The organism is Micromonospora sp. NPDC018662 (assembly GCF_044391475.1).
Lineage (GTDB): Bacteria > Actinomycetota > Actinomycetes > Mycobacteriales > Micromonosporaceae > Micromonospora.
Map to the genome: position 1 here is coordinate 67,015 of NZ_JBISAC010000016.1, position 19,001 is coordinate 86,015.

At 71.8% G+C, this 19,001-nt stretch carries 16 protein-coding genes and 1 other RNA gene; 12 read left to right on the forward strand and 5 right to left on the reverse strand.

Annotated elements, in window-relative coordinates; all coding sequences use genetic code 11:
- The 3 genes from ACH495_RS30110 (at nt 1) to hpf (ending at nt 3,403) form a co-directional block, all read left to right on the forward strand.
- Nucleotides 1-1,800, forward strand: coding sequence for an LpqB family beta-propeller domain-containing protein (locus ACH495_RS30110; RefSeq protein ID WP_396861105.1), 1,800 nt, complete (start codon nt 1-3; stop codon nt 1,798-1,800).
- A 7-nt stretch (nt 1,801-1,807) separates the two neighbouring features.
- On the forward strand, nt 1,808-2,509 hold the full coding sequence (locus ACH495_RS30115) for a ComF family protein (protein WP_396861106.1): 702 nt from the start codon (nt 1,808-1,810) through the stop codon (nt 2,507-2,509).
- 249 nt (nt 2,510-2,758) lie between these two features.
- Complete coding sequence (hpf, locus tag ACH495_RS30120) at nt 2,759-3,403, forward strand: ribosome hibernation-promoting factor, HPF/YfiA family (protein ID WP_396861090.1); 645 nt, start codon at nt 2,759-2,761, stop codon at nt 3,401-3,403.
- A gap of 46 nt (nt 3,404-3,449) precedes the next feature.
- Here hpf and ACH495_RS30125 read toward each other — a convergent pair whose 3' ends face one another.
- Nucleotides 3,450-4,556 carry a GNAT family N-acetyltransferase gene (locus tag ACH495_RS30125; RefSeq protein WP_396861091.1) on the reverse strand — a complete coding sequence of 369 codons (1,107 nt, stop codon included), beginning with the start codon at nt 4,554-4,556 and terminating at the stop codon, nt 3,450-3,452.
- On the reverse strand, nt 4,553-5,710 hold the full coding sequence (locus ACH495_RS30130) for a GNAT family N-acetyltransferase (RefSeq protein ID WP_396861092.1): 1,158 nt from the start codon (nt 5,708-5,710) through the stop codon (nt 4,553-4,555). Before ACH495_RS30130 ends, ACH495_RS30125 begins: the two co-directional genes overlap by 4 nt.
- 170 nt (nt 5,711-5,880) lie before the next feature.
- On the opposite strand from ACH495_RS30130, the gene secA reads away from it, so the two are divergent.
- Complete coding sequence (gene secA, locus ACH495_RS30135; protein ID WP_396861093.1) at nt 5,881-8,784, forward strand: preprotein translocase subunit SecA; 2,904 nt, start codon at nt 5,881-5,883, stop codon at nt 8,782-8,784.
- A 493-nt stretch (nt 8,785-9,277) separates the two neighbouring features.
- On the opposite strand, the gene ACH495_RS30140 is transcribed toward secA, so the two are convergent.
- Both ACH495_RS30140 and ACH495_RS30145 read right to left on the reverse strand, forming a co-directional pair.
- Entirely contained in the window at nt 9,278-10,015 is a 738-nt protein-coding gene (locus ACH495_RS30140) for an Rv3235 family protein (protein WP_396861094.1), read from the reverse strand.
- Between the two features lie 101 nt (nt 10,016-10,116).
- Entirely contained in the window at nt 10,117-10,344 is a 228-nt protein-coding gene (locus ACH495_RS30145) for a helix-turn-helix domain-containing protein (RefSeq protein ID WP_396861095.1), read from the reverse strand.
- Between the two features lie 198 nt (nt 10,345-10,542).
- Here ACH495_RS30145 and ACH495_RS30150 point away from each other — a divergent pair, with 198 nt between their 5' ends.
- Nucleotides 10,543-11,052 carry a DUF6912 family protein gene (locus tag ACH495_RS30150; protein ID WP_396861096.1) on the forward strand — a complete coding sequence of 170 codons (510 nt, stop codon included), beginning with the start codon at nt 10,543-10,545 and terminating at the stop codon, nt 11,050-11,052.
- A gap of 10 nt (nt 11,053-11,062) precedes the next feature.
- On the opposite strand, the gene ACH495_RS30155 is transcribed toward ACH495_RS30150, so the two are convergent.
- On the reverse strand, nt 11,063-12,076 hold the full coding sequence (locus ACH495_RS30155) for a hypothetical protein (protein WP_396861097.1): 1,014 nt from the start codon (nt 12,074-12,076) through the stop codon (nt 11,063-11,065).
- Nucleotides 12,077-12,524: 448 nt separating this feature from the next.
- On the opposite strand from ACH495_RS30155, the gene pruA reads away from it, so the two are divergent.
- The 7 genes from pruA (at nt 12,525) to ssrA (ending at nt 18,827) form a co-directional block, all read left to right on the forward strand.
- Nucleotides 12,525-14,153, forward strand: a complete 1,629-nt coding sequence (gene pruA, locus ACH495_RS30160; protein ID WP_396861098.1) for an L-glutamate gamma-semialdehyde dehydrogenase — start codon at nt 12,525-12,527, stop codon at nt 14,151-14,153.
- A gap of 154 nt (nt 14,154-14,307) precedes the next feature.
- Nucleotides 14,308-14,823 carry a PadR family transcriptional regulator gene (locus tag ACH495_RS30165; RefSeq protein WP_396861099.1) on the forward strand — a complete coding sequence of 172 codons (516 nt, stop codon included), beginning with the start codon at nt 14,308-14,310 and terminating at the stop codon, nt 14,821-14,823.
- A 45-nt stretch (nt 14,824-14,868) separates the two neighbouring features.
- Nucleotides 14,869-15,990 carry a peptide chain release factor 2 gene (gene prfB / locus ACH495_RS30170; RefSeq protein ID WP_396861100.1) on the forward strand — a complete coding sequence of 374 codons (1,122 nt, stop codon included), beginning with the start codon at nt 14,869-14,871 and terminating at the stop codon, nt 15,988-15,990.
- 118 nt (nt 15,991-16,108) lie between these two features.
- The gene (gene ftsE / locus ACH495_RS30175) at nt 16,109-16,789 is read left to right on the forward strand and encodes a cell division ATP-binding protein FtsE (protein WP_013284225.1); all 681 of its coding nucleotides are present in this window, start codon (nt 16,109-16,111) and stop codon (nt 16,787-16,789) included.
- Between the two features lie 67 nt (nt 16,790-16,856).
- Nucleotides 16,857-17,732: a permease-like cell division protein FtsX gene (ftsX, locus tag ACH495_RS30180; RefSeq protein WP_396861101.1), complete on the forward strand. Its 876-nt coding sequence runs from the start codon at nt 16,857-16,859 to the stop codon at nt 17,730-17,732.
- Between the two features lie 134 nt (nt 17,733-17,866).
- Nucleotides 17,867-18,346 carry an SsrA-binding protein SmpB gene (smpB, locus tag ACH495_RS30185; protein WP_343443340.1) on the forward strand — a complete coding sequence of 160 codons (480 nt, stop codon included), beginning with the start codon at nt 17,867-17,869 and terminating at the stop codon, nt 18,344-18,346.
- A 105-nt stretch (nt 18,347-18,451) separates the two neighbouring features.
- Nucleotides 18,452-18,827: a transfer-messenger RNA gene (gene ssrA, locus ACH495_RS30190) on the forward strand.
- The last annotated feature ends 174 nt before the right edge of the window (nt 18,828-19,001 follow it).

Consider the following 19,001-nt stretch of genomic DNA (forward strand, 5'->3'; position numbering starts at 1 on the left):
GTGACGCGGCGGCGGCTGCTGGCCGTGCTGCTGGCCGGCGTCCTGCTCCCGGCCGGGTGCGGCATCCCGGCCGAGACCGACGTCCAGGTCGACGGTTCGGTGCCCGCCGGTGAGGCCGGCTCGCTCAACGGTCCGCCGGCCTCGCCGCCGGCGCCTACCGACAGCGACGAGCCGGTGCCGTTCATCGAGAACTACCTGCGGGCGGCCGCTGCCGGGGAGCGCGACCAGGCGTACACCCGGGCCCAGAAGTTCCTCGCGCCGGAGGCCCGGGACCTGCTGCCCGGCAAGCCGCAGACCAGCGAGGTCGAACTCACCGTGGTCCGGCTGCGGGCGAAGCCGGAGAGCACCCCACCGAACAACCAGGGCACCAGCACCGTCACGATCAAGGTGCAGCAGGTCGGTGTGCTGCGGGCCGACGGCACGCTCGGCCCGCCGGGGGCCACCGAGACCGAGTACGTCTTCCAGCTCCGCCGGGCCGAGCCGGCCGGCACCGGGTTGCTGATCACCAGCCTGCCGAACGTGCTGCTGACCAGCGACGCGGCGCTGCGCCAGTACTACCGCTCGCGCACGGTCTACTTCTGGAACTCGGACCTGACCCGGCTGGTGCCGGACCTGCGCTACCTGCCGTCGTCGGTGCCGGCCGAGCGGCGCGTCACCGAGGTGGTGAAGTGGCTGGCCGGTGGCCCGTCCGACTGGCTGGCGCCCGGGGTGACCGGGCTCCCGGACGGCACCCGCCCGATCAACAACGCCACCGGCGCGGACTCCCAGTGGGAGGTCAACCTGACCATGCCGGGGGCCAACGAGGGGCGGTTGGCCCGGCTCGGCACCCAGCTCGCCTGGTCGCTGCCGGAGTTGACCGGGCAGCTCGATCTGAAGATCCAGAACCAGAAGCGGTTCAGCGTCGACCTGGAGCGGGAGCGCGGCACCCATCCCGCGTACCCGAGCGGCGCGAATCCCACCCGGTTCAGCGTCTACGACGGGGTCCTCCATCCGCTCGCCATCGGCGCCGAGCAGCGGGCCACCGTCCCGATGCCGGCGGCGGAGAACCGGAACGTGGTCTCGGCGACGCTCGCCCGCGCCGACGACCAGGTGCTGGCCGCGTTGGTGGTGGCCGGGGCGGACAAGCGGCTCCGGCTCAAGGTGGGCACCGGGCCGGAACCGGTGGCGGTGTTCAACAGCAGCGACGCGAAGGCCGGGTTCCGCACGATGAGCCGGCCCACCTGGCTGCGCTCGCTGGACAAGGACCACCCGGCGGGTCTGGTGGCGGCCGACGGCAAGCTCTACCGGTTCGACGGGGCGGCCACGCTGAGCGCCGTTCCGCTGAACGTCTCCGGAAGCGTCGTGGCGGTCGCCGGGTCCCTCGACGGCCACCGGATCGCGCTGGTCAGCGGCGGCGCCGTCTACGTGGCGCCGGTGAGCGTGGAGGGTGGCGTGGTCACCCTGGGCCAGCCCCGCCGGCTGCCCACCGTGCTCACCGGCGTGACGGCCGTCGACTGGATCGCCGAGGACCAACTGGTGATCGCCGGCAACGACCCGGACCGCCGTTCGGCCATCCACCAGCTCGCCGTCGACGGCTCCTGGGAGCCCCCGCTCGCGTCCGAGATCGGCGCCCCGGTGAGCCAACTGGCGGCGTATCCGGGCGGCGGGGACCGGGGGCTGCCCGCGTACTCGTTCATGTTCGAGACGGCCGGCAGCGCCTGGCGGAACAACCCGATCGACTTCGTCACGCCGGAGCAGGTGCTGGACCTGCCGGCGGGCAGCCGGACGGCCAACCCGACCGCGCCCTTCTTCCTCTACTGACATGCCGGTGCCGGGTCTGGGCGGCCTCTGGTCGGATCTGACCGATCTGGTGCTGCCCACCGGCTGTGCCGGGTGCGCGGTGCGCGCCCCGGGGCTGCGGCAGGGCTTCTGCCCGCGGTGCGTGGCCGAGCTGGCGGCGCTGCGGCCCGCGTCGACCCGGCCCGATCCGGCCCCACCGGGCCTGCCGCCCTGCGTCGCCCTCGGCCCGTACGGCGGGGCGTTGCGGGAGGGGCTGCTGGCGTACAAGGAACGGGGCCGGCACGGGCTGGCCCGGCCGCTGGGCGCGTTGCTGGCCGAGGTGGTGGCCGTGGCGGTGGGCCGGCCCGGCCCGGTGACGCTGGTGGCGGTGCCGGACACCGCCCGCGCCGCCCGGGCCCGGTACGGCGACCACCTGGACCGGATGGTCCGGCCCGCCGCGGCCCGGCTACGCGCGGCCGGCTGGCCGGTACGCGTGCGGCGACCGCTGCGGGCGTTGCCGCGGCCGGACTCGGTGGTGCTGGACAGCGCCGGCCGGGCCGCGGCGGCGGAGGCGGCGTTCCGGTTGCGCCGGGCCGGGTCGGCGGCGCCGGCCGGGACCGTGGTGCTGCTCGACGACATCGTCACCACCGGTGCCACGCTTGCGACGGTGAGCCGGAAATTGCACGGCGCGGGAATGACGCCAAAGGTCGCGGTGGTGCTCGCCGCAACGCAAAAACGACGTCCTCGGTGACGCTTCGTGTTTCCGTTTCACCCCATGGTGTATGAGCTGTTAATTTTCGCGACCGCTCTCGACAACCGGGGGTGACTGGTGACCGAACAGGAGTTAGCGTTTCGGTGTCGGGGGTAGTGAGGGTGCCAACCTTCCCCGGCACTGGAAGGAGGCGTAGCCGCACACCACCGGTCGACGCCGAGCGGGGCTGTCCCAGGCGCGTCGACCGGAAGATCCGGACCGAACGACCGTCCGAACAAGGGAGGTCACGTGGACATCGTGGTCAAGGGCCGTAACGTCGAAGTGCCGGACCATTACCGGGTGCACGTAGCCGAAAAGCTCGCAAAGATCGAACGCTACGACCACAAACTCATTCGCGTGGATGTCGAGTTGTTCCATGAGCGCAATCCGCGCCAGGCCGACCACTGCCAGCGGGTGGAGATCACCTGCGTCTCGCGGGGCCCGGTGATCCGGGCCGAGGCCTGCACGAACGACTTCTACAGCGCGCTCGACGCCGCCATCGCCAAGCTGGACACCCGCTTCCGCCGGGCGGCCGACCGCCGCCGGGTGCACCGCGGGCGGCACGCGCCGCTCTCGGTGGCCGCCGCGACCGCCGGCCTGCCGGTGGCCGATCTCGACGGGCCCGGGTTGGCGTCGCTGAACGGGCACGGCACGGCCACCGCCGTGGCCGAACGCCCCGACCAGAGCGGCTACTCCGAACCCGACGACCAGCCGTGGCACATCGCCCGGGCGAAGGTCCACCCCGCGGAACCGATGACCGTCGACGACGCGCTGTTCCAGATGGAGCTGGTCGGCCACGACTTCTACCTGTTCCTGGACAAGGAGTCCGGCCGCCCGAGCGTGGTCTACCGCCGGCGCGCGTACGACTACGGCATCATCTCGCTCGACACCTGACCCCTGACCGCGAGACGGGCCCCCGTGCGCCTCGCGGGGGCCCGCCTCAGTGCTCGTCCGTGGCCAGCCGGCCGTAGACCACCGAGTCGACCCGGACGCCGTCCGGGCCGGGCAGCCGGCCGCGCAGCAGCCCCTCCCGCCGGAAGCCGGCCCGCTCCAGCACCCGCTGGGAGGCGACGTTCTCCGGCCGGGTGCCGGCCCAGAGGCGGGCCACCCCGACCTCGAAGGCCCAGCCGGCGACGAGCCGGACCGTCCGACTGGCCAGCCCCCGACCGCGGGCCTCGGGCAGCAGGCTGTAGCCGAGCATGGCCTGCCCGGTGGCCGGCTCGTCGGAGACCAGCGCGCAGCCGCCGACCAGCGCGCCGGTGGCCGCGTCGAGGATCGCCAGGTCGGCGGCCTCGCCGGCCAGCCAGCGGCTCGCCGCCAGCCGGCACCGGCGCGCGACCGTCGCCCGTTCCGGCGCCACCGGCGGCACCCGGTTCGCCACCACCTCCGGCAGGGTGTGCATCCGGTGCAGCGCGTCCGTGTCCGCCGGTTCCACGCGGCGCAGCGTCACGACGCCGTCGGTCAGCCGGCCGTCGGGCAGGTCCGGCAGCAGGCGGGCGGTCGGCCCGGGCGGGTCGTCGGCCAGCCGCACCCAGGCGACCAGATCCGGGCGTACGCCGTCGCGCGCGGCGCCCGCCGCCCGGCGTACCCCCTCACGCCGGTAACCGCAGGCCAGCGCCGTGCGCTGGCTCGGCACGTTCGCCTCGTGCGTGAGCAGCTCCAGCCGGGCCGCGCCGACGGCGAAGGCTCGCTCGCCCAGCAGTCGGGTGGCGGCCGTCGCCACGCCCCGGCCACGCGCCGACGGCCCCACCCAGTAGCCGATCTCGTAGGTCGCCCGCTCCGCGCTGAGCCGGGTCAGACCGATGCTGCCGAGCAGTCGGTCGGTGGCCGGGTCGGCGATCGTGTACGCGGACCCGCCCGCCGCCCAGGCGGCCGGCGCGCCCTCGGTGATCCACCACCGCGCGCTGTCCGCGTCGTACGGGTCTGGCAGGAGCGGCAGGAACCGGCGGGTCTCCGGGTCGGCGCATCCGGCCACCATCCCGGGCACGTCGGCCGGGCCGCACGGGCGCAGCCGGATTCCGTACCCCTCGATCCGTTCCGGGGTCACACCAGGTCCTCCGGCAGCAGGCCGCCCACCCACACGTCCTGTCGTTCGCCCCGGTGCTGGACGCCGCCGCGGAGCGTGCCCTCGACGGTGAAGCCGGCCTTCTCGGCGGCCCGCCGGGACGCGGTGTTGCCCACGTTCGCGCGCCACTCGACGCGGGCCAGGCCGAGCGTGGTGAAGCCCCAGGCGCAGAGTGCGGCGAGCGCCGCCGGCAGGTAGCCGCGGCCCCGGGCCTGCGGCGCGGTCATGAAGCCGACGTCGGCGACCAGCGGGTCGGCGGGAAGGATGCGCAGGTCGATCGAGGCGACGTAGCGGTCCTCCGGGTCGGCCACCGCGAACATCGCGGCGGTGCCCCGGGCCCAGGCCGGCCGCACCAGGTCCCGCAGGTAACCCTCGGCGTGCTCCGGCCGGTACGGGTGCGGGACCGTGGTCCAGCGCACCGTCTCCTCGTCCTGGCAGGTGCGGGTGACCTCGGCCAGGTCCTTCTCCTCCAGCGCGCGCAACCGCAGCTCGGTGTCGCCGGCGGTGGCGAACAGGTCGGGCTGCGGCCGGCCGAAGACCGCCGCCCGACGGGCCTGGAGCGTGGTCGGACCGTACGGGACCGGATCGCCCGGCGCGGCCAGCTCGGTCGGGAGCAGGGAGCCGATCCACGCCTCCGGCCGGCCCCCGTCGGCCGGGTGGGCCAGCCGCAACTCTCCCTCGACCCGGAATCCGGCCCGCAGCGCGACCAGCCGGGACGCGTGGTTGCCGATCTCGGCCTGCCAGGTCAGCCGGCGCAGGTCGAGCGCGTCGAACGCCCAGCGGGCGACCGCGCGGACGGCGCGGACCGCCACGCCCCGGCCCCGCGCCCACGGCGCGGTCCAGTAGCCGACCTCGGCCGAGTCGAGCACGCGGTCGACGGAGACCAGGCCGCACGAGGCGAGCAGCTCGCCGCTGTCGGCGTCGCAGACCGCGAACGGCGCGCCGGTGCCCGCCGCCCAGGCCGTCGCGCTGACCGTGGTCACGAACGCGAGGGCGTGTTCGGGCCGGTACGGGCGGGGTACGGTGGTCCAGCGCTGGATGTCCGGGTCCTGGCAGGCGCGGTGCACCGCGTCGGCGTCCGCCGCCCGCCAGGGGCGCAGCAACAGCCCGTCCTCGATGATCTCCACAGGCTCCATCCGAGCCATGGTGCCGGATCGTTCGCGGACGGCGTAACCCGATTAGCGGTCGGCGCCCGCGTGCCCGCGGCGTTATGTCGGGTTCCTGGGTCCGGACCGCCGCCACCAGTGACCATCGCCGCGTCGGAGCGCCTACGATGGTGCGAGACCGTCTAGGGGAGCGTTGATCCGTGTCGATTCTGGAAAAGGTCCTTCGCGCCGGCGAGGGCCGCATGGTGCGTCGGCTGAAGGCCATCGCGGCCGCCGTCAACTCGATCGAGGACGACTACGTCAACCTCGGCGACGACGAGCTGCGCGGCATGACCGACCAGTTCAAGGAGCGGCTCGCCGACGGCGAGACCCTCGACGACCTGTTGCCCGAGGCGTTCGCGGTGTGCCGTGAGGCCGCCTCCCGGGTGCTCGGCCAGCGGCCCTACGACGTCCAGGTGATGGGCGGCGCGGCGCTGCACTTCGGCAACATCGCCGAGATGAAGACCGGTGAGGGCAAGACGCTGACCTCGGTCATGCCGGTCTACCTGAACGCGCTCGCCGGCAAGGGCGTGCACGTGATCACGGTGAACGACTACCTGGCCGAGCGCGACGCCGCGTGGATGGGCCGGGTGCACGAGTTCCTCGGGCTCACCGTCGGCGTGGTGCTGCCCAACCGGCCCGCCACCGAGCACCGCGCGGCCTACGAGTGCGACATCACCTACGGCACCAACAACGAGTTCGGCTTCGACTACCTGCGCGACAACATGGCCTGGTCGAAGGAGGAGCTGGTCCAGCGCGGCCACTTCTTCGCGGTGGTCGACGAGGTCGACTCGATCCTCATCGACGAGGCGCGCACCCCGCTGATCATCTCCGGGCCGGCCGAGCACTCCGCCCGGTGGTACCAGGAGTTCGCCGGCGTGGTGGCCCGGCTCCAGCCCGGCACCGACGGCGAGGGCGACTACGAGGTCGACCACGCCAAGCGCACCATCGCGGTCAGCGAGCGCGGGGTGGCCCGGGTCGAGGACCGGCTCGGCATCGACAACCTCTACGAGTCGGTCAACACGCCGCTGGTCGGCTACCTGAACAACGCCATCAAGGCCAAGGAGCTCTACAAGCGCGACAAGGACTACATCGTCAGCGACGGCGAGGTCCTGATCGTCGACGAGTTCACCGGCCGCATCCTGCACGGCCGCCGCTACAACGAGGGCATGCACCAGGCGATCGAGGCCAAGGAGGGGGTGGAGATCAAGCAGGAGAACCAGACCCTGGCCACCATCACCCTCCAGAACTACTTCCGCCTCTACGAGAAGCTGTCCGGCATGACCGGCACCGCGCAGACCGAGGCGGGCGAGTTCAACAAGGTCTACAAGGTCGGCGTCGTGACCATCCCGACGCACCGGCCGATGGTCCGGATGGACAAGCCCGACGTCATCTACAAGACCGAGAAGGCCAAGTTCAACGCCGTGGTGGAGGACATCGCCGAGCGGCACGAGCAGGGCCAGCCGGTGCTGGTCGGCACCGTCTCGGTGGAGAACTCCGAGATCCTGTCGCACATGCTGCGCCGCCGCGGCATCCCGCACTCGGTGTTGAACGCGAAGTTCCACGCCAAGGAGGCGGAGATCGTCGCCCAGGCGGGGCGCAAGGGCGCGGTCACGGTCGCCACCAACATGGCCGGCCGGGGCACCGACATCCTGCTCGGCGGCAACCCCGAGTTCCTCGCCGCCAACGACCTCCGCCAGCGCGGCCTCGACCCGGTCGAGCAGCCGGAGGAGTACGCCAAGGCGATGGAGGAGATCCTCCCGACCTGGAAGCAGGCCTGCGACGCCGAGGCGGAGGAGGTGGCCGCCGCCGGCGGGCTCTACGTGCTGGGCACCGAGCGGCACGAGTCCCGCCGGATCGACAACCAGCTCCGTGGTCGCGCCGGGCGGCAGGGTGACCCGGGTGAGTCCCGCTTCTACCTGTCCCTTCAGGACGAGCTGATGAAGCGCTTCCGGGCGGGCGCGGTCGAGGCCGTGATGGACCGCTTCAACATCCCGGAGGACGTGCCCATCGAGTCGAAGATGGTCACCCGCCAGATCAAGAGCGCCCAGGCCCAGATCGAGGGCCAGAACGCCGAGATCCGCAAGAACGTCCTGAAGTACGACGAGGTGCTCAACAAGCAGCGCCAGGTGGTCTACGCCGAGCGCCTCCGGGTGCTCAACGGCGAGGACCTGTCCGACCAGGTCCGCAACATGATCGACGACACGGTCGGCGCGTACGTGGTGGGCGCGACCAGCGACGGCTACGCGGAGGACTGGGATCTCGACCAGCTCTGGTCCAGCCTGAAGCAGCTCTACCCGGTCGGCGTCACGGTCGAGGAGCTGGAGGAGGAGGTCGGCTCCCGGGCCGGTCTCGACCAGGACTTCCTGCTCGCCCGCCTCAAGGAGGACGCGCACGCCGCGTACGACCGGCGCGAGGAGACCCTCGGCGAGGAGGCGGTGCGCCAGTTGGAGCGGATGGTCCTGCTCCAGGTGATCGACCGCAAGTGGCGCGAGCACCTCTACGAGATGGACTACCTCCAGGAGGGCATCAGCCTGCGGGCGTACGCCCAGCGCGACCCGGTCATCGAGTACCAGCGCGAGGGCTTCGACATGTTCGCCACCATGATGGACGGCATCAAGGAGGAGACGGTCGGCTTCCTCTACAACCTCGACGTGCAGGTCGAGGAGGCCGAGCCGGAGGCCGAGGAGGTGCAGCTGCTGGAGAAGCCGGTGGAGATCAAGGCCAAGGGTCTCAACCGCACCCCGCAGCAGCAGGGCCTGCAATACTCCGCGCCCGCCGTCGACGGCGAGGCCGGTCGCGGCGCCCCGGTGATCGAGCGGGTCGAGCAGCAGGCGCCGGCCCTGGGCATCGGCCAGCCCGCGCCGGAGCGTCCGGCCGCTTCGACGCCGCGCCGGACCCCGGCCGGGGCGAGCGGCCAGGCGGCCGCCGCGAGCAGTGCCGCCCGGCGTTCCGCGTCCTCCCAGGTCGACGGCGGCGAGGGCCCGTCCCGGAACGCGCCCTGCCCGTGCGGCTCCGGCCGGAAGTACAAGCGGTGCCACGGCTCGCCCAACGGCGGCAACTGACCGCCAGCGCGTAGCCCGACGGGCCCCGGCCACCGGCCGGGGCCCGTCGGCGTCCCAACCCGTCCGGGGCTCCCGTGCGCGCTGGTGCGCGCGCGTCGATCTGTGCGTGGGGTCGTCAAGGGCTCCGCGATGTTGAGGGCTCGGAGGCGCTTTCCGACGCGGCCAACTTCATGATCGTCGGGCCGGCCAGGCGGCCATGGGTGTGTCATGGCCCGACTGTCGAGCGACCCGCTGGGGGAGACGCTCCACACGGTTGCTCGTGAGGCCCGCGGTCGTGGGGCACCGTGTCGCCGGTCGCCGCGTTGATCAAGGAGTTCGCGTCGTCGCGGAGATCGACTCAGACGCAAATTCCTTGATCAACCCTGAGGAGGCTCCCATCGGGGGCGAGGTGCGGGAGTGGGTGGGTGATCATGAGGTTGACGGCATCAATGGAGATCGACACTGCCGTCAACCTCATGATCACGGCGTCGGAGGCGGGGTGCCGCCCGCCGGGTCAGAGCACGTCCAGGACGAGGCAGAACCAGTTGCCGCGGCGGCGCTCCAGGCGCACGGCGATGGCCCAACTGGTGCCGCCCACACCGGCGAACACGGCGGTGGCCTCGACTGCGCCGGCCCGGGGCTCACAGACGCGCAGCCGGCGCAGGAGCAGGGCCGGCCGGGCGCTGCGGCGGCGGACCGGGGTCACTCGGCGGGCCGCCCGGGTCAGCTCGGCCGACACCTGGGCTGCGGCCTCGGGCAGGCAGAGCGGCCGGAGCTGCCCGGGCGGCCGGAAGCCGTTGACGATCTCCAGGAACGTGCGCACGAACCGGTGGGCGGCCCGCGCGGCCTCGGGCGTGGCGGTGGCGGTGGCGAGGGCGGACGGTGGCCCGGCGGCCGGCCGCCCGTCGCCGTCCCCGCTCACGCCGGCGTCGCGGAGCGCGCTGCCCTCGCCCGAGGTCGCGTCGCAGTGCGGGCCGGCCCCGCCCGAGGTCGCGTCGCGGAGCGCGCCAACCTCGCCCGGGGCGGTGCGGGCCGTGCCGGAGGCGGACCAGCGTGGCCAACCGGGAGCGCGGTCCGGAGCCCGGCCGGCGGGGCGCCCGGGATCGCGGCGACCCCTGTCGACCAGGTCGAGTGCGAGCTGCCCGACGTGGCTCCAGACCGCCTCCTCGTCCGTGCAGGGCGGGTCGAGCGGCGGGGCGGGCCGGAGGCGGACCGGTGGACGCGGTGCCCGGGGACGGCGGGTGTCAACCATGTCAGCCCTCGAATCCTTGCGTTTGCCTTCGTTTGCCTTCGACAGTCGCCATTTTCGGGTACGAGGACCACACGCGTCAATGGCTGACGGTCAGCGGCAGGTCACTCCGGGTCGCGCTCGCCCAGTGGGTTGCCGCGTACCCACTCGGCGGTCTCGGCGTACTTGCGCTCGATGTACTCCTCCAGCCGCGTCCGCTCCACCCGCCACTGACCCCGGCCGCCGATCTTGATGGCGGGCAGCTCACCGCTGCGGACCATGTGGTAGACCTGCGAGTCCGAGACGTTCAGCTCGGCGGCGACGTCGGACAGCAGCAGGAACCTCGACTCCACGGTGACTCCCGGGGTTGACTTCGTTTGCCTCAGTTTGCCATCAGCCGCCGACACCGTCCGAGCCCGCTTCGACGGACACACCGGCGGAACGCTTCCCCGGGGCCGGTGCCGGGTGTATGACGGTCTCGGCGTACGGCATGATCGGCGCCCGGAGCCGGCACCCGCCGGCGAGCGGCGGAGAGTGCGGGGAGAAGTGCGGTGACCGACGAGCTTGTCCGGGTGTACCTGCCGGCGACCGTCCCGATGCTGGCCCGGCTGCGGGACGAGGGCCTGGCCGCCGAGGCGGCGCACGCGGTCACCCCGGAGCTGCGCGAGTGGTACGCCGAGGGCGACGAGGAGGAGCTGGAGTACGTGGCCTTCACCCGGGCCGCCCAGGACGCCCTGCTCCTGCTGCGGGCCGATCCCGGCGCCCCCCGGCGGCGGGTGGTGGTCTCGGCCGACCTGCCGGCCCGCGCGGTCGACCGGGTCGGCGGCGAGCTGGGCTCCAGCGCGGTCCGGCCGGCCGGGCCGGTGCCGGTGAAGTCCGTCGCCGCGATCCACGTGGACGGCGCGGACGCGGCCGGGGACGTGGCCGCGGCCGTCGACGTGGTGGCGGAGGCGCAGGCCGGCGACCCCGACGCCCAGTTCACCGTCGACGGCGCCGAGGACCACGAGCTGGAGTGGTACGACGTGACGGAGCTGGACCTGCTGCTGCGCGACGCCGGCTGAGGCGGTCGGCTCAGACCGCGGGCTCGTCCTCGTCGTCGTCGGCGACGGGGCGCGGCCCGAGCGTGCGCCCGAAGGCGATGAGTGTGGTGAGCGCGCCCACGAAGAGCACCCAGATGGCGTTGTCCACCCGGGAGGTGCCGAGCGCGGTCTGCGCCACCTGGTCGGCCTCGCTGAGCGCGGCGGCCAGGTCCAGCAGCCCGCGCCCGCCGATCCGTATGATCACCTCGGTGAGCAGCAGGAGCAGCCCGGCGCCGGCGCCGGCCACCAGGTACGCCGGCCAGCGCAGCGACGACGCGCCGCCGTCCCGGCGCTCCGCGCGCCGGCGGGACCAGGTGAGGTAGAGGTACGCCACCAGGCCGGCGACCAGCCCGGCGAGCAGCGACTCCGTCCGGGACACCCACTTGGCGGCGTCCAGCACCGACTGCTGCGTCTCCCCGGCGCCGAACAGGTCGGAGAGCGGGTCCCGGGCGCGGCTGAACAGCACCACGAAGATCTGCGCGGCGAGCGTGGCGGCGGCGAGACCGGCCACCACCCGTGCCTGGCGGGCGCCGGCCGTCGCCCCGCCGATGATGGCGGCGGCGGCAGTGGTGCCGGCGATGGTGTTGGTGGTGGCGTTGTCGGCGTACGTCAGGTTGATCGCCACCGCGGCGGCGAGCCCGACCAGCAGGCCGGTGCCGACGGTGGCCAGGAAGCGCAGCGAGGCGCGGCCCAGCCGGTTCGTGGCCGCCAGGGCGACGGTGGCGCCGGTGACCAGCGCCGCGGTGATCACGCCGGGGAGCGCGTACGCGGAGAGGCTGATCGCGGTGACCCCGGCCGCGGTCGAGGTGATCGCCTCCCGGGTGGACCAGAGCATGGCCGCCAGCCAGGCGAGCGACAGCAGGGCCAGGGGCAGCGCGCCCGGCGCGTACCCCGGTCGTCCGGCTGCCGGGGCGGCCTCGTCCACGGCCCGGTCGGCGGCGGGCGGCGCGTCGGCCCCGGGTCGGTCCGGTTCGGCGGCCGTGGCGCTGCCGGGCTGGTTGCTCATCGTCTCCCTCTCGACGGACGCCGGATCTCCCCGCGCGTGCCGGGCAGGTCACCGGCCATCCAGCGTACGCGTCCCGCGACGCCCGCTCGGCGAGCGCCGGCCCTGACCGACACCCGGACGTCCGGGCGCCGGCGGGCGCGGACCGGCACCCCGCCCGACGGGGCGGGTGACCAGGCAAGGCGCCGACGAATCGTCGAACCGGCGTCGTCGATTCTGACGTTTCTTCGGGTGCGGGGGCCTTCCTGCCGATGGTCCGAAGAGTGACGTGGCGTCCGTTCTCCCGGTCCGCACCCGGGGAGCCCGGGCCGGCGAGGGCGTCGCGTGAAACAATCGGCGCAGGTCCCGCCGCCGCGACCGGTCCGCCGCGTGGTGTCCGGCACCCGGCCGCCCGGCCGGTGCCCGCGGGTCCGGTTTCGCCATCGCCGTCGAGATCGCACAGGAGCCTGTGATGGACGCCGTGTTCTCCGTCCCCGAGCCGCGCAACGAGCCGGTCCACACCTACGAGCCCGGCAGCGCCGACCGGGAGCGGCTCCAGCGGCGGCTGGCCGAGCTGGCCGCCGAGCGGATCGAGCTGCCGATGACCATCGCCGGCGAGCAGCGGATGGCCGGCGGCGAGTCGATCGACGTGGTCCAGCCGCACAAGCACGCCCACGTGCTCGGCGTCACCGGGCACGCCACCCACGACGACGCGCGCGCCGCCGTCAGGGCGGCCAAGGACGCCGCACCGATGTGGCGGGCGCTGCCGTTCGAGGAGCGGGCCGCGATCTTCCTCCGCGCCGCCGACCTGCTCGCCGGCCCCTGGCGGGACACGCTCAACGCGGCCACCATGCTCGGCCAGTCCAAGACCGCGGTGCAGGCCGAGATCGACGCGGCCTGCGAGCTGATCGACTTCCTCCGGTTCAACGTCCACTTCGCCCGCCGGCTCCTGGCCGAGCAGCCGATGTCCTCGCCGGGCGTGTGGAACCGCTTCGACCACCGGCCGCTGGAGGGTTTCGTCTACGCGGTCACGCCGTTCAACTTCACCGCCATCGCCGGCAACCTGCCGTCCGCGCCGGCCCTGCTCGGCAACACCGTGGTCTGGAAGCCGGGCCCGACCCAGCAGTTCGCCGCGCACTTCACCATGCGGCTGTTCGAGGCGGCCGGCCTGCCGCCCGGCGTGATCAACATGGTCACCGGGCGTGGCGAGGAGGTCTCCGACGTCGTGCTCGCCGACCCGGACCTGGCCGGCATCCACTTCACCGGCTCCACCAAGGTCTTCCAGCAGCTCTGGCGGACCGTGGGCGACAACATCGCCCGCTACCGGGGCTACCCGCGCCTGGTCGGCGAGACCGGCGGCAAGGACTTCGTGGTGGCGCACACCAGCGCCGACGTGGACGCGCTGCACACCGCGCTGCTCCGGGGCGCCTACGAGTACCAGGGGCAGAAGTGCTCGGCCGCCTCGCGGGCGTACGTTCCCCGGTCGCTGTGGGAGGGCGGGCTCCGGGACCGGCTCGCCGCCTCCGCCGACGCGCTGACGTACGGCGACGTGACCGACTTCAGCAACTTCGGCGGCGCGGTCATCGACGACCGGGCGTTCGGCCGGCACACCGCCGCGTTGGAGCTGATCAAGGGCGACGACAGCTGCCGGGTGCTGGCCGGCGGCACCGCCGACGACTCGGTCGGCTACTTCGTCCGGCCGACGCTGTTCGAGTGCTCGGACGCCGCGCACGAGACGTTCACCACCGAGTACTTCGGCCCGATCCTGGGCGTGCACGTCTTCGACGACGCCCGGTTCGACGAGGTCGTCGCCCAGGCCGAGTCGATCGCGCCGTACGCGCTGACCGGGTCGATCTTCGCGAACGACCGCCGGGTGGTCGACCAGGTGGCGGAGAAGATGCGGTACGCGGCCGGCAACTTCTACATCAACGACAAGCCGACCGGCGCGGTGGTCGGGCAGCAGCCGTTCGGCGGCGCCCGGGCCAGCGGCACCAACGACAAGGCGGGCTCCTGGCACAACCTGGTCCGCTGGACGTCGCCGCGGACGATCAAGGAGACCTTCGTCCCGCCGACCGACCACACCTACCCGCACATGGGCTGAGGCGGTGTAAGGAGGGGCCCCTTCTTAACAGACGTCTGTTAAGAAGGGGCCCCTCCTTACTGTCGTCGGTCGACGGTGCACTCTGGACCGCATACGAGTGGCGAAAACGGCAAATCCTGGACGCCAGAGCCGACAAAGTGGCAGCTTAGAGGGCATGGCGGAATCCGGAGTCAACCCGACGGCGGCGGCCCTGCTCGGCCTGCTGCACGACGGCCCGATGACTGGCGGCCAGTTGATGGCCGCTGCCGAGCGCCGGCTGGCGCCGTACTGGTCGATGACCCGCAGCCAGGTCTACCGGGAGTTGCCGGTGCTGGCCGAGAAGGGTCTGGTGCGGCTCGGCAAGCCCGGGCCGCGGATGAGCCAGCCGTACGCGCTCACGGCGGCCGGGAAACGGACATTCTCCCGCTGGTTGGCGGAGAATCCCGGCAAGGACACCATCCGTAACCCGGTGGCGCTACGGATCGCGTTCGGCAACCTGCACTCGGCGAGCCAGCTCAAGAACCTGTACGCCTCGGCGAACGAATACCACACCGAGGCGCTGGCGGCGGTGCGGGAGCAGGCCAAGAACGCGAAGAAGGAGGGGGACAGCTACGACGCCAGCGCGCTGGAGTTCGCCGTCGCCTACCACCGGGCGGCGCTGTCCTGGCTGAAGACCGCGCCGGCCGGCTGACCACCTGCGGCGAACGCGCTGGACTAGGCAGTAGTCTTGTCTGTCGTGACCGCTGCCGATTATGCCGAACAGCTCAAGGAACTCGACGCCACGCTGCGCAACATCGAGGCCGTGCTCGACCTCGACAAGCTGCGCGAGCAGAAGGCCCGCCTGGAGCAGGAGGCCTCCGCGCCCGACCTGTGGGACGACCAGGCCAAGGCGCAGCAGGTGACGTCGCAGCTGTCGTACGTCAACGGCGAGATCACCAAGCTGGGCGACCTGCGCTCCCGGCTCGACGACGCCGGCGTGCTGCTGGAGCTGGCCCAGGCGGAGTCCGACCCGGGCGCGCTGACCGAGGTCGAGTCGGAGATCACCGGGCTGACCAAGGCCATCCAGGAGATGGAGGTCCGCACGCTGCTCTCCGGCGAGTACGACTCGCGGGAGGCGCTGGTCGCCATCCGGGCCGGGGCCGGCGGCGTGGACGCCGCGGACTTCGCCGAGATGCTGCTGCGGATGTACCTGCGCTGGGCGGAGCGCCACGGCTACCCGACCGAGGTCTACGAGACCTCGTACGCCGAGGAGGCGGGCCTGAAGTCGGCCACCTTCACGGTGAGGGTGCCGTACGCGTTCGGCACGCTCAGCGTGGAGTCCGGCACCCACCGGCTGGTGCGGATCAGCCCGTTCGACAACCAGGGCCGCCGGCAGACCAGCTTCGCCGGTGTCGAGGTGCTCCCGGTGGTGGAGCAGACCGACCACATCGACATCCCCGAGAACGAGATGCGGATCGACGTCTACCGGTCGTCCGGCCCGGGTGGGCAGAGCGTCAACACCACCGACTCGGCGGTCCGGATCACCCACATCCCGACCGGCATCGTGGTCACCTGCCAGAACGAGAAGTCCCAGCTCCAGAACAAGGCCTCCGCGTTGCGGGTGCTCCAGGCCCGGCTGCTGGAGCGCAAGCGGCAGGAGGAGCAGGCCAAGATGGCCGGCCTGAAGACCGACGCCGCCGGCTCGTGGGGCGACCAGATGCGGTCGTACGTCCTGCATCCTTATCAGATGGTGAAGGATCTGCGTACCGAGCAGGAGACGGGCAATCCGTCCGCAGTCTTCGACGGTGAGCTGGATAGCTTCATCGAGGCGGGGATCCGCTGGCGGAAGCAGCAGCAGCTCGCCACTGACGGTGCGTGATCACGCTCGGACGGAGCGCGTCATCGATCTCGGTCTGACCCGGTAAATCGATGACGCGCGCCGCATCTGAGGGGCGTGGGGCTTGGCTCTGCGGTTACACCGCGTAGACTACCGACCCGTGATTCAGCTTGAGCAAGTGACGAAGACGTACCCGAAGGCGTCCCGGCCTTCGCTCGACAACGTGTCCGTCTCGATCGAGAAGGGCGAGTTCGTCTTCTTCATCGGTCCATCCGGCTCCGGCAAGTCCACCATCATCAAGTTGCTGCTGCACGAGGTCACGCCCAACAAGGGCCGCGTCGTCGTCAACGGCAAGGACGTCACGTCGATGCGTTCCTGGAAGCGACCCCACTTCCGGCGCTCCATCGGCTGCGTCTTCCAGGACTTCCGGCTGCTGCCGAACCGCACCGCGTACGAGAACGTGGCGTTCGCGCTGGAGGTGATCGGCAAGACGAAGGCGGTCGCCCGTCGGGTCGTACCGGAGGTGCTGGAACTGGTCGGTCTCGGTGGCAAGGAGCACCGTTACCCGCACGAGCTCTCCGGTGGTGAGCAGCAGCGCGTGGCGGTGGCCCGGGCGTTCGTGAACCGGCCGCTGATCCTGCTGGCCGACGAGCCGACCGGAAACCTGGACCCGGACACGTCGATCGAGATCATGCGCCTGCTGGACCGGATCAACCGCACCGGCACCACCGTCGTGATGGTCACGCACGACTCCAACATCGTGAACCAGATGCGGCGCCGGGTGATCGAGATCGAGAGCGGCCGCATCGTGCGCGACCAGGCCCGCGGCGTCTACGGCTGAGCCGACAAGGCGGCCCGAAGACCCCGACGACGAACACCTCACGCCGGAGAGCCGGAGGAATATCCCGATGCGGATGAAGTACGTCCTGTCCGAGGTACTGGTCGGACTGTGGCGCAACGTCACCATGACGATCGCCATGATCATCACCATGGCGGTGTCGCTGTTCATGCTGGGCGGCAGCGGCCTTCTGTACCAGAAGGTCGGCGACATGAAGGATCTCTACTACGAGAACGTCCAGGTGTCGATCTTCCTGAAGACCGACGTCCAGGAACAGCAGCGGACCGACCTGGAAACCAAGCTCAAGGCCGACCCGCTGGTCAAGGACGTCACGTACGTCAACAAGGACGAGGCGTACAAGCGCTTCCAGCAGATGTACGCCGACGCGCCGGACCTGGTGAACGCCGTCAAGCCGGACCAGTTGCCGGAGTCGTTCCGGCTCACGCTGAACGACCCGCAGCAGTACAAGCAGATCTACGACCAGTACAAGGCCGCCGAGGGCATCGACACGATCGTCGACCAGAGCAAGCTGCTCGACAAGGTCTTCGGCGTGCTCACCGGCATCCAGAACGGCGCGCTGGCGCTGGCCATCGTGATGGCGGCCGCCGCCCTGCTGCTGGTCGCGAACACCATCCAGGTGGCCGCGTACAGCAAGCGGCGTGAGGTCGCGGTCATGAAGCTGGTCGGCGCGTCCAACTGGTTCATCCAGGCGCCGTTCGTGCTGGAGGCGGTGGTGGCCGGCCTGATCGGCTCCATCCTCGGCCTGGTCGCGCTGATCGGCGTGAAGACGCTCGCGGCCGGCAGCTCGATGGCGGCCCTGGAGGGCCTGATCACCCCGATCTCCTGGTCCGAGATCTTCCTGACCTTCCCGCTGATGGCCGCCGTCGGTGGCCTGGTCAGCGCCATCACCGCCTGGGTCACGCTCCGCTTCTACCTGCGGGTCTAGTTACCCGTACGGCTCTCCGAGGGGCCCTCCCGTGCCGGAATAAACGGCGCGGGAGGGCTCTTGTGGTTCCGGTAGCATGATCTTCGCTCGTCGGCCGCCGGCCGGGGAGCCGGGCGGAAAAGGGGGTGGCGCCGATGCCACGGGAAAAGGGTCGCAAGGTGGTCGCCTCCAACAAGAAGGCGCGGCACGACTACGCCATCCTCGACACGTACGAGGCGGGCATGGCGCTGACCGGCACCGAGGTGAAGTCGCTGCGGGCCGGCCGGGCGTCGCTCGTCGACGCGTTCGCCCAGGAGCGCGACGGCGAGCTCTACCTGCACGGCATGCACATCCCGGAGTACACGCAGGGCACCTGGACCAACCACGAGCCCCGGCGCACCCGCAAGCTGCTGCTCAACCGGCTGGAGATCGACCGGCTGCTCGGCAAGACCCGGGAGGGCGGCCTGACCATGGTGCCGTTGCAGGTCTACTTCTCGGACGGCTGGGCCAAGGTCGAGATCGCCCTGGCCAAGGGCAAGAAGTCCTACGACAAGCGGCAGGACCTGGCCAAGCGGGACGCGGATCGGGAGATCCAGCGGGCGGCGGGCCGGCGCGGCAAGGGCATGGACGACTGATTTGTCACGTTCGTCCGGCTCGGCACGCCCGGACCGGGGCTCGGGATGAAACCCGTTGCGGGAGGCGTTAGGCTTGTCAGTGCCACCACATCGGTGGCCTGTCGAGGGGGTGACTGGTTTCGACTTCGTACGCAGCGACAGGGGAAGCGAGCCGAGGAAGCCGACGTCGTCTCGAGAATCGGTCGTCGGAAACCAATAAGCGCCAAGAACAATCGCGCTGACTTCGCTCTCGCCGCCTGAGGCGAGTAGTGAGTCTGTCGGCCTGGGAGCGCCTTCGACCCAGTTAGCCGGCATCAGCTAGAAGGCTGGCCAATCGGACCCGGTCGCGGGGTCCGTGCGGCGAGATCAATCAGCGACTGGGCCCGTCACACCAACTTGCTCGCGTGAGCGGTGGGGCCGAGTAGAGGCATAGCGAGCTGCGCTCGGAGAAGCCCTGACAAACCGGCGAAGGACCCGGGTTCGATTCCCGGCACCTCCACCACCTTGACCTGTGCGCCCCGGTCCACCGGACCGGGGCGCACAGTCGTCCGCGCCCACCAAACCCGCCCGACGCCCCCGCCCGTTACCTTTTTGATCGTCCCCAGCCGGGGACCCTCGGTCGCCCGGCCCGGTATGACTTCCTGCCCCTGTCGTTCGGATGATCCGGGGGGTGTTG